Origin of the sequence: Leptolyngbya sp. BC1307 (genome assembly GCF_002286735.1) — a bacterium.
Taxonomy (GTDB): Bacteria; Cyanobacteriota; Cyanobacteriia; order Phormidesmidales; family Phormidesmidaceae; genus Phormidesmis.
The window spans coordinates 1-11974 of sequence record NZ_NRTA01000077.1 but is presented as its reverse complement, the minus strand read 5'-3'; the positions used below and the strand labels follow the sequence as shown (position 1 = coordinate 11974).

At 50.9% G+C, this 11974-nt stretch carries 6 protein-coding genes; all 6 read left to right on the top strand.

Translation table 11 applies throughout. From position 1 onward, the window contains the following. Nucleotides 1-4725, top strand: a 4725-nt coding sequence (locus CKL79_RS20995) for a non-ribosomal peptide synthetase (protein ID WP_121971499.1), incomplete at its 5' end; no start/stop codon positions are given. A 1-nt stretch (nt 4726) separates the two neighbouring features. Further along, on the top strand, nt 4727-6094 hold the full coding sequence (locus CKL79_RS20990) for a hypothetical protein (protein ID WP_121971498.1): 1368 nt from the start codon (nt 4727-4729) through the stop codon (nt 6092-6094). Next, nucleotides 6091-7566, top strand: coding sequence for an alpha/beta fold hydrolase (locus CKL79_RS20985; protein ID WP_121971497.1), 1476 nt, complete (start codon nt 6091-6093; stop codon nt 7564-7566). The genes CKL79_RS20990 and CKL79_RS20985 overlap by 4 nt, the downstream gene beginning before the upstream one ends. Before the next feature lie 57 nt (nt 7567-7623). Further along, nucleotides 7624-8703: a hypothetical protein gene (locus CKL79_RS20980; RefSeq protein WP_121971496.1), complete on the top strand. Its 1080-nt coding sequence runs from the start codon at nt 7624-7626 to the stop codon at nt 8701-8703. Nucleotides 8704-8834: 131 nt separating this feature from the next. Next, nucleotides 8835-9968 carry a DegT/DnrJ/EryC1/StrS family aminotransferase gene (locus CKL79_RS20975; RefSeq protein ID WP_121971495.1) on the top strand — a complete coding sequence of 378 codons (1134 nt, stop codon included), beginning with the start codon at nt 8835-8837 and terminating at the stop codon, nt 9966-9968. A gap of 908 nt (nt 9969-10876) precedes the next feature. Further along, the gene (locus CKL79_RS20970; protein ID WP_170944149.1) at nt 10877-11854 is read left to right on the top strand and encodes a YegS/Rv2252/BmrU family lipid kinase; all 978 of its coding nucleotides are present in this window, start codon (nt 10877-10879) and stop codon (nt 11852-11854) included. The last annotated feature ends 120 nt before the right edge of the window (nt 11855-11974 follow it).

Here is an 11974-nt window from a genome sequence, read left to right as displayed (position 1 = left end):
GAAGCTCAAGCTGCCCGGTCGCCCGAGGTGATCGCACTCATCTGCGACGGCCACACCCTTACCTACCAACAGCTCAACGCCAAAGCAAATCAACTAGCCTATTTCCTTCAGCATCAGGGCATTCCAAACGAAGCGCCTGTGGCACTGTGCTTTCATCGCTCTCCTGACATGCTGATCGCCATCTGGGGCGTTCTAAAAGCAGGCGGAGCCTATGTCCCAATCGATCCGAGCCACCCAAAAGAACGAATCTCACACGTCCTGCAAGACACTCAGGCCCGCTGGGTTCTCACCCAGTCTCACTTGACAGACCGCCTGACTGGAGAAGCGGTTGTTTTAGCCCTCGACGCGCTTAATCTAGCGTCGCTCCCTAATCACAATTTGTCCGGTTCGCCCACTCTCCAGCAGTTGGCCTATTGCCTATATACCTCTGGTTCTACGGGTCTGCCGAAAGGCGTAGAAATTGAGCATCGGAGCCTAGCTAACTATGTACAGTGGGCTCAGCAGCAATATACCCACGGAGAAGCGCTGGCCTTTCCGCTGTTCTCACCGCTGACTTTCGATTTGACCGTAACTTCGATTTATGTGCCTTTACTGTCGGGCGGCCAGGTTGTCATCTATCCCGAAGACGAGGCTGCTATCGATCTTTCCTTACAGCGTATTTTTCAAGACAACGCGGTGGATGTTATTAAGCTCACACCTTCTCACCTCGCGCTGGTACAGGGAATGGCGCTGGGGAGTCGAGTGAAGGTGCTAATTCTAGGGGGAGAAGATCTAAAAACGTCGCTGGCGAGTGAAATATGCAGTCGATCTAAGGTTGAGACGGGCGCTGAGATCGCCCTTTTTAATGAGTACGGGCCAACTGAAGCTACGGTGGGCTGCATGATCCAGCAGTTCGATTCGGCTTTAAATGTGTTGAATTCGCCTACTTCAGTGCCTATCGGACATCCGGCGGCAGGAGCCAGTATTTATCTACTTGATGAGTCTCTAAAGGCTACGCCTGAGGGAGAGACTGGAGAGATCTTTATTGGTGGCCCTGGGCTGGCACGAGGATATTTGAACCGGCCTGAGCTGACCGTAGCGCGATTCATTTGGCGAGAAGGGGAACGGCTTTATCGTACGGGAGATTTGGGGCGTTGGGGAGAGAATGATGAGCTGATGTATTTAGGGCGGTGCGATCGCCAAATTAAACTGAACGGTATCCGTATCGAGCCAGGTGAAATTGAAGCCGCCCTAGGCGCACATCCCCAAGTCAAAGCTTGCGTGGTGACGGCTGTTCGGCAGACAGATGTTCAGCAGGTTGAGCAAAGAGAACAGGCAAGTTCTAACCAGCTAGTGGCTTACTATGTGAGCCGTGGAGAACATCCTGTGACGGCAGCAGCGCTGAGAGATTTTCTGGCTCAGCATCTGCCTAGCAATATACGGCCTACCCACTTTGTTCTGCTCAAACAAATTCCACTCACCCCTAATGGCAAGGTCGATCTGGAGGCTCTTCCGGCACCGCAAATAGGTCATCAGGCCGATCAAGAGCGCTTTGTTGCCCCACAAACACCGCTTGAAAAAACGCTAGCTCAAATTTGGCAACAGGTGTTGTCTGTCGATTTTTTGGGTGTTAACGATAATTTTTTCGATTTAGGTGGCGACTCTATTAAGGCGATTCAAATCGCAGCGCGGATTTCTGAGTCTGGGCTAGCCATATCGCCCAACCAGATTTTTCAGCACGCTACAGTGTCTGAGCTAGCCGCTGTGGTTATCCCCAAAGCGGCCAATACGGTTTTAGGTGATGACCTTCCATCTGCTTCTCTGCTGGCTTCTGCTCTGGCAAAACTCACAGAAAAACAGAGGAATCAGCTTTCGATCCTGCTAAATAGCGTTCCTTCGGCGGCAGGAGAGAATCCATGGCACAATGTCATCGATATCTACCCCCTGACGCCGGTACAGTCAGGCATGTTGTTTTACACCCTTGCTGATCGGGAGGCTGGGGTCTACCTCAACCAATTTATCTGTACGCTAAGCGGCGATGTTCAGCCCGAAAGGTTGCGGCAGGCGTGGCAACAAACGGTGGTATCGCAGCCGGTACTGAGGACTGCCGTTTTGTGGGATGGGCTAGATGAGCCGCTTCAGGTCGTGCGAGATCAGGTACTGCTACCGTGGCAGCAGATAGACTGGCGATCGCTGACGGCGGCTGAGCAGAAGACTCGGCTAGCTGAGTTTTTACAGAGCGATCGCGCTCAAGGCTTCGACTTAACCCAGGCTCCTGCCTTCCGGTTGGCCCTGATTTGGCTGAGTGAAAATACCTATTGCTTCATTTGTAGTAGCCACCACCTGCTGTATGATGGCTGGTCGCTACAGCTCATTTGGCAGGATATGCTCGCTGACTATGCGGCACTTTCTGAAGATGCTAGCGGTTCAGTTCGCCCGTTCCACGACTACGTGACGTGGCAACAGCATCAAGACCTGTCAGCAGCAGAAGCCTTTTGGCGAGATCAGCTACAGAGCTTGTCAGAGCCTACTCCGCTACCAGCCGCTCGCTCAGGAGATATTGTCGCTAACCAGCCTTACCAACAGCAGTCAAAACAGATTAACGCTGAACGATTAGAGCAGCTGACTACGCTGGCGCGGCAGTCTCGGCTGACGATGAATACGCTCGTACAGGGAGCCTGGGCTCTGTTGCTCAGTCACTATAGTGATTTTGGTCGTTCTGCTCCAACTGACTGTACCCAGGTCATCTACGGCTCAGTGTTCTCTGGTCGCCCAGCCGACTTTAGAGATATTGAAAAGATGGTGGGTTTGTTTATCAATACGCTGCCCGTATCGGTATCTATCGATTCTCAGCAGTCCCTGATTCCTTGGTTGCAAGCCCGACAGCAGCAATTGCTAAATATAAGAGAATACGAAGCAACTCCTATAACCGCGATTCAGCGCTGGAGCAATTTGCCTCAAGGTAGTCCTCTGTTTGAAAGCATTGTGGCGTTTGAAAACCTGACGGCGACTTCAGTTCCCGAGACGGGCTTTGATGTTAGCAACGTGCAATATGTAGAACAGAGCAATTATCCTTTGGCGCTGTTGGTTTTTCCAAATGAGGGGCTAAATAGAGGACTCTTTAGCGGTAAAGAGGGCTGCTTAGACCTGCGGCTTTTGTACGATCCGGGCCGGTTTGAAGCAGCCGCCATCAGCCGCTTGCTCGACCATCTTGAGCAACTGCTCGTCAGCTTTGTCACCCAGCCTCAATGCAGGCTAGGCGATCTGCCGCGCCTGACGCCTGCTGATCAATCGTTTTTCAACGAATCGCCGACTGGCTACCCCTATGGCCTGTGCATCCACCAGCTCATTGAGGCTCAGGCCGCGCAATCGCCTCAGGCGACAGCTATCACGTTTGCAGGCCACTCACTCACCTACACCCAACTTAACCAGCAGGCCAATCAGCTCGCACATTGTTTGCGATCGCACGGCGTCACCCCCGGCAAACGGATCGCTCTATGCCTCCACCGCTCTCTAGTCATGGTCGTCGGCATCCTGGCCATCCTCAAAGCAGGTGCTGCCTATGTCCCTTTAGATCCCACCTACCCCCAATCTCGCCTTGACTACTGCCTGCAAGATATCAATCCTCACCTGATTGTCACTCAGCAGTCAGTTCTCCTGTCTGGCCAGTCTGTTCCTTTTTTATATTTAGACAAAGAGACTTTTAAGTCATATCCAACGACCAATCCAGAGAATCTGACTCAGCCACAAGATCCGGCATACATTATTTACACCTCCGGCTCTACAGGCCATCCTAAAGGCGTAGTGGTCAGCCATCGAAACCTAGTTCATTCTACGACAGCCCGCTTCCAGGTATATGCTCAGCCGGTTAAGCGCTTCCTACTGCTATCTTCTATCGCCTTCGATAGCTCTATCGCTGGGCTGTTTTGGACACTCTGCCAGGGCGGTACATTAGTGCTGTCCCCCAGATATATTGAGCAAGACTTGCAACAGCTTGCCGGTTTAATCGACCACCACCAAATCACCCATACCCTCTGCGTACCCACGCTTTACGACCTGTTGCTAAATTCTGCTGACTTATCGCACCTGACCACGCTACAAACCGTTATCGTTGCCGGTGAAGCCTGCTCTCGCAGGTTGGCCCAGCAGCACTACCGGAAGCTACCCACCACTGATCTTTACAACGAATACGGCCCTACCGAGGGCTCTGTTTGGTGCAGCGCTTACCGGGTGCCAGCAGCGCTACCCCCCGGCCCTATCTCCATCGGCAAACCCATTCCTAACACCCAAATCCACTTATTAAATAGAATGCTTCAGCCTGTTCCTATCGGCGCAGTTGGCGAAATTTATATTAGCGGTGATGGCGTTACTCAGGGCTATCTCAACCAGCCAGAAAAAACCGCTGATGCTTACGTAAAAGCGTCTTGTCTTACTGGCAGCTCTAGAAGCTACAGAACTGGCGATTTGGGCCGCTACCGTTCGGATGGAAATCTGGAGTGGCTAGGTAGATGCGATCGCCAAGTAAAAATTCGTGGGTATCGAATTGAACTTAGCGAGATTGAAGACGCGCTGAGAGCCCAAGAATCGGTGCAAGAAGCGATAGTGGTAGCGCAGTCACAACCGACCTTTAAGAACAACACAGAGAGCATTGAGGAGCTAGTGGCAGCACTCAAGAACCTGTCTCCCGATCAGGCGGAGGCACTCCTGATGTCTGTCGAGACAGTCGCCACTCAGGAGGCCCACTAGCATGGCTCATATCGTCTGCGTCACGCTTGGATACACCGGCATGCTCAACACCACGCTTGCGCTCGCAAAACAGCTAGAGCAAGCAGGACACCGCATTACCTACGCTAGCCCTGACGATCTTAAAGAACGACTCAGCACGCAAGGCTTTGCCTATGTTCAGATTGAGCGCGATCTCCCCGCTGCCCGTCTACCGTTGAGCTGGTGGGAAAAGCTGCGAACTGTGCAATCGCGTCAGCAGCAGGCTGTTAAGACGCTAGGTGTTGAAAACGGTTCTCAAAACTTCGGGCAAAAGATGCGATCGCTCTCTCCTGACCTGTTGCTTATTCACAACGAAATGCACGCCCATATTATGGCAGCAGTCGCCGCCCAGATTCCCACCGCTTTACTCTGCTCGTTTCTATCCGTGTGGAGACGATCTAACTTACCACCCATTCATAGCCGCGTCGTTCCCGGCGAAGGATGGCGCGGTCAGTGGTTGGGGATTCAGTGGACTTGGCTGCGCTATAGCTGGCGAAAATGGAAAGAATATCAGCGCGATCGCTGGCAACAAGCCGGAGTGGATCGCATCTCGATCCTCCGCTGCTATGCACAACAGATCGGCCATCCCTTTCCATCGCGATTTGGCTTTACCCAATGGTTAGTGCCCTATCCTCACGATCAACTTCCTGTTCTCTGTATGAACGCCTTAGAGATGGATTTTCCTCACGTTCCTCACCCCTCAATGCACTATATCGGCCCGACGATACGTGAAGATCGACCGGAACCGCAGGTGGCCGGGAGCACCTACGAAGCTTTAGAACAGATCTTCAAAAAACGCCGTTCTAGCCCCGAACGGTGCCTGATCTACTGCGGCTGTAGCACTTTCGTCAAAGGCAGTCAGCAGCGTTTACAAAAGATAATAGAAGCGGTTTCCACCCGCCCCCATTGGGATTTAGTCGTGGGCCTCGGCGGACAGCTAAGCCCCGAGCAATTAGGCGCTTCTCTACCACAGAATGTTCATGCCTTTACCTGGGCTCCTGCCCTTCAGATATTGCAGCAGGCAGACTGCGCTGTCATGGATGCTGGAATCAACGCCATTCGAGAGTGCGTTCAAGCGGGCGTTCCCATGTTGCTTTATTCTCGCGGACATGACGATCAAAATGGCAATCAGGCGAGAGCGGTTTATCACCGGCTGGCGCTCACAGGTGATCAGTCAAAAGACGACGCGATTAAAGTGCGCAGCCACATTCAAACTTTATTAACCGATACCGCTTACCAGAATGAAGTTAGGAATATGCGCGATCGCTGCTGTCGCTATTCGGATGAAAAACGAGCTGCTCAAATTGTTGAAGCCCTGCTCAAATCTATATATCAGGAGGCAGTGTTATGAAAAAGGAACTCTACCAGAGAGTCGCTGCACTCTCAGATGGCCAGCGAGCAGCCCTAGCCCAAAGACTTTATCAGCTAAAAGGAGAAAACACAGCAAATAGCTCCCCTCAGCGACTATTCGCTTATGTTGTTTTATACTCCAGCGCTGCCAAATCTGATCCCGTAGTAATCAGAGCTGCCCTAAAAGAAAGCCTACCCTCCTACATGATGCCGACCGCAGTTGTTCCATTACCTTCTTTACCCCGCACCGCTAACGGCAAAATCGATGTTCGTGCCCTGCCTGCACCTCAGTTCAAAAAAATCTTGAACCCCGATCAATCTGCTGTCCCTAGTACGCCAGTCGAAGAGCGCCTCTTGAAAATTTGGCAGCGCGTTCTTGGCCTTGGCTCTATCGGCATTAATGACAATTTTTTCGATCTGGGGGGCGACTCCATTCTCAGTATTCAAATCGTCTCTCAGGCGAGGGCAGCCGGATTCAACCTCGTCCCTAACCAGCTATTCGAGCAACCTACCATTGCCGAATTAGCAGTCGTAATCGGTCTCACCGCCAAATTTTCTGATACTCAAGTAAACGCGCTTTCCACCACCAAATTGCCCAAACAAAAGCAACAAGCAGGCCGTTTTTCTAGTCTGGTGCCTATCCAGCCAGAAGGATCGCGGCGATCCCTCTTCTTTCATGGTGGCTCAGCCGATGCCCTCACATGGACTAAGTTCTCATGGCTGCTAGGGCCAGACCAGCCTTTTTACGCCATGCAGCGCCCGGACTTCAACACCCAGAACGTTACCCATCGTACAGTCGAAGAGCTAGCGGCTACCTGCATTCAAGAAATCCGAAAGGTGCAACCTACTGGCCCCTATCTTGTGGGTGGGCACTGCTTTGGCGGTACCGTTGCCTTTGAAATCGCCAGACAGCTTCAGGCCCAAGGGGAGAAAATTGACAGCATCATTGCCGTTGACGCCTACTGTCTTAGCGCCGCGCCACGCAATGCTCTAAGCTGGCTGCAAACTAAGCTTCAGCTCAGCTACTTTACCCTACGTAAAAGCTACTACTACCATGGTGGCCGCAAGCAGCTAACCCAGCTACCCAAGAAGATTTGGCAGCAATTGCAGCGGCGGGGTGCTGAGGAGATTCCACCGGCGCAGCCCGTCTCTGACGGAGGTGCGAGTTCAACAGAAAGGTCTGTTCGAGAGGCTGCCATCTCTTATGAAGAACGAAGCGATCGCGCCCATCAAGCTAGTGTAATCGCCTCAGATCGCTACCAGCCACAAAGCTACTCAGGCTCTATAAAGCTCTTTCGCGCTGAGGTTCAAATCACAGACTGGCTTTACGGCAAGGACTTAGGCTGGCAGTCGGCCACCCAGGGGAAAATCGAAATCGAAAATATTCCAGGTCTCTTTGGCAATCTGTTTAACCAGCGCTCTGGCCCGCTACTGGCCGAGCGGGTTAAATCATATCTCAACAGCCTTCAGTAAACTCCAATCTAAAAAAATAGCAACCTCTCTTATCCGTCAAAATCTCCGGTATTGCCTGTGACTACTCAACCGACCAAACTCCTCCAAATCGTCCCCCGCCTGCCCCCTTACAGCGATGGCGTAGGCGACTACGCCCGACTGCTTGCCAAGCAACTTTCCCAGTCTTACCAACAGGAAACCGAGTTTTTGGCATTTCGTCCTGACAGCAAAACGCCCAATCAGACAGATGGCTTCTACACCCATCGACTTTTCACTCACACAGCCGACAGCTTTCTCTCCCTAATTCCGCAAGACATCAACGGCATCATTCTTCATTACAGTAACTATCCTTACCTGGAGGGCAAGCTAGACGCTCCCTTCTGGTTGACTTACGCCTTAGAGACATTAGCCCGCCAGCGCACTCTACCCTTAGTCGTGATGTTCCATGAACTGCCGACTCTAAAGTGGAAAAGCTTCAGAGCCCTCAATCCCCTACAGAGCCTTGTCTCTCGTAGGCTTGCAAGGATTGCAGATGCTGTCATCACCGACAGCCATCACTTTAAAACTCACCTGGAGAAATGGACAAACACGTCAGTCACGTGCATTCCAGACTTTTCAACCATTGGCGAACCTCAGCCCAATCAAGCCCAACCGCTGAACAAGCGCAAACCACAACTCGTTGTCTTTGGGGGCTCTGACCGCAAACGTGCCTATCGCGATTTAGCATCTCTGATACAGACCTGTAACGCACTTGGCATTCAAGAGATTTGCGACATCGGTACCCCACTGAATCTAGATCCGAATAGCTTTGAACCTATCGTTTTCAAGGAAATGGGGTTTCAACCGGCTGAAACCGTTCGTCAGATTCTTTTGGATTCAATAGTCGGACTCATAGACTATTCAAGATTCCCCGGAGACCTTGGCAAATCTTCGGTTTTTGCAGCGTTTTGTGCCCACGGGCTAATGCCCATTTGCACTCGATACAACCCTTCAGAACCCGATGGCGTTTTTGTGGACAAACAGTATGCGATCAGTGGGGAACATCTATCTACCTGGACAGCGCAACAGTGCCAAAGTGTTGCGGATCAGGCCAGAGCCTGGTATTGCCGGCATAGCCTAGACGTTAACGCCAAACTCTTTGCATCTCACTTTCCTTAATAAATTCCGCCTCTGCGCCAACAGCGTCAGGCGATACCACCTTTCACCCTTACAACCTTCACCCTTACAACCTTCACCCTTACAACCTTCACCCTTACAACTTTCACACTTACAACAATGTACTGTCAATAATGGACTATCGCATTCCTCTATCTCAACCTTCTATATCGGCGCTAGAAATCTCCTGCGTAACAGATGCCGTACAGTCTGGCTGGGTTTCCTCAAAGGGAGCCTATATTGATCGCTTTGAAGAGATTTTCGCAGCCTACTGCGGCACCCAATACGCCCTCACCACCTCCAGCGGGACAACCGCCCTACACCTCGCTCTTTTGAGCTACGGCATCCAATCTGGCGATGAGGTCATCGTTCCCGATCTTACCTTTATTTCTACGGCTAACGCGGTTACTTATACAGGTGCAAAGCCTGTTTTTGTAGATGTTGATCGAGAGACACTCTGCATAGATGTCGAACAGGTTAATCAAGCGATTACCGCCAAAACGAAGGCTATTATCGCGGTTCACTTATACGGTCACCCTGCTAACATTCCGGCGCTTCAGGCTGTCGCAAAGCCCCGCAATATTGTTGTGATAGAAGACGCCGCTGAGGCTCACGGTGCTACCATTCAGGGGAAAAGAACAGGTGCTTTAGGAGATTGCAGCATATTCAGCTTCTATGGCAACAAGATTGTGACCTGCGGCGAAGGAGGAATGCTCACCACTGATAACACAGACGTTTATCACAGAGCACGGCACTTACGCTCTCAGGCCATGAGCCCCACCCAGCGATACTGGCACACTGAAATCGGATTCAACTATCGCATGACTAACCTGCAAGCAGCGCTCGGCTTCGCCCAAATGAAACGCATCGATGAATTTGTCCAGAAAAAAAGAACTATTTTTGAACAATATTACCAACATCTTTCTTCCCATCCCAAAATTAAACTCAATCGCACCGCTCACTGGGCAGAAAATGTATTTTGGCAAGTCTGTATGGAAGTCGATGGGTGGACTTCTGCTGAGCGCAACAGATTTATGCAATTACTCGCAAAACGCGGCATTGAAACTAGACCCTACTTTTACCCAATCTCCGACATGCCAATGTACAAGCTAAGCTCTCGTCATCTGACACCTGTGACTCATCAGGTGTCAGGACGAGGTTTAAACCTACCCTCTTATTTCGATATGAACGACCAGGATATAAAGGATGTTTGTGCTGCGATCTGTGACTGTTCAATAGCGATTGATACTGTCCGTAATATCACCTAAGCATCTCAGTACAGGACAAAAGCTTGCAGAATAGGCAGAGAGGGGGTTTCATAATGAAGCCTCGGATGCTCATGCTCGGTTAGCAGCGGGTGCTGCTCTCGGGACAATTGTACTCAAGCTTTGGGGGTGGTTCAACGCCGGGTGACACTTTAGAGTAGGCAGATCAGATCGTCTCAATGCGGCTCTTCCGAGCTTTTAGTGAAGCTGAGAAGACGCTTGCTGCTACTAGGCCCCAAAGTAGCGGTGCGATGTAGATAAGCCGAGTGTGCAAGGAGGAATCAACTTGGTTTTTTTTGCACTAACCCCCAAAAAGGTATAGTCCACGTGCGATTCGTTGAGGCCCAGAAGCTATGACATAATCCTTATAGACAAAGGCTTCCAGCCTACTATCCCCTCGGATGTTAAGGCTGAACTCTCAGTTGGATGTAGGTGAAAGTCCTACTCATCAGACTCGGATGTAACTCCTGAACTGCCCACACCGACCAGACTCGGGATTCTGGAGAGTGAAGCTGGGAGCAGGGCGCAATCAGACATCAATTGTGGGATGACACTGGCGCTAATAGGGCGTCCTCATGGTGAAATAGCCCTGCCTTCTGCCTCGACTTCTTCGGAATTGAGCACATCTCCTACGATGAATTCTGGACGTGGACAAGGTTTAAGTTATTACATTGTGACAATAATGAGTCGTTCTGGAGGCACTGAGAGCTTGCAGCAAATTCTCAAGCTGCGATGTGCTTATCTGACTGAATAACTCGATAGTGTTTTTTCCGCTAGAGAATGATGTGCTCCCCATCGTTTGGACATAACTAACGGACAATAGACCTTTTGCGAAGCGAGTGTGTATGATCAGGTTCAACCCCACGCCCTTAAAATATCTTCAGCTTCAAACCAATAGAAGAACTACAAAGATGAATACTCGACTCATCATTAATCCTACTTCTGGACCTGCCGAGAATCCTCAATTATTAACTGACCTTACAGAGGCTTTGCAAACTCAAGGTATTCAAGCTGAAATCTGTACAACCACACCCGATGAAGACGGTGAAGGTCTGGCTGCTGCTGCCGCCCAAGCGGGCGCTGAGCTTGTTATTGTAGCGGGAGGCGATGGCACGATCGAAGCCGTAGCACGCGGGCTAGCGCATACTCAAACTATGCTAGGCATTATTCCGCTCGGAACGCGCAATAACATCGCGGGTAGCTTGAATATTCCCGACGATTTGACCCAAGCCATCCAGACACTGGTAGAGGGTGGGTGCGGTTGGTTTGATATGGGCAAGGCTAACAATTATTACTTCATGGAAGTGGTAGGCGTGGGTCTAGAAGCCTCACTCTTTCCTTGTGGAGATGAAGTCAAAGAGGGAATCAAGAAAAATTATCTAGCTGCCCTCAAAAGTACCTTTTTAGGGATAAAAACTTTTTTACAGTTTAGACCGCACCGTTTGGTCTTGCGCTTCGATGGTAGACGGATGCGTCGTCTGCGCACGCTGCAAGTCAATATCTGCAACAGCCCTCGCTATGGGGTAGAGTTTGCTTTAGCGCCTGACGCAAAAATGAACGATGGCAAGCTGGACGTAATCTACATCGATAACCCCTCCAAATGGGATCACCTGCGCCAACTTTTTACAGCTATGCGGGGCGAACGGCTGCCCCACGAACGGCTTAAGACTTATCGAGCCTCTAAGATTGAGATTAGAAGCTATCCACCGTTAGATGTCCATGCAGATGGAGAGTGCTTGGGCACTACCCCAGTTACCGTGGAAGTAGTTCCCAAAGCCCTTTTGATATGCGTGCCTACCCCTGCGCTACTGGCAAAGTTTGCAGACAAAAGCAGCAGTCTGGATTCGACAAGGCCATCTGAAGATCTTGAGAGAACGGTTTTTCCTTGATGCTGACAGCGTTCTCACTAGTTGCTATTAAATGTCAAGAGGGTAGGCGATAAAATGACAGAGCGTAGGCGGGTGGAGGTACAGTCGAAGAGACGAATGAGTCTAGCGCTAAGCCAGAGT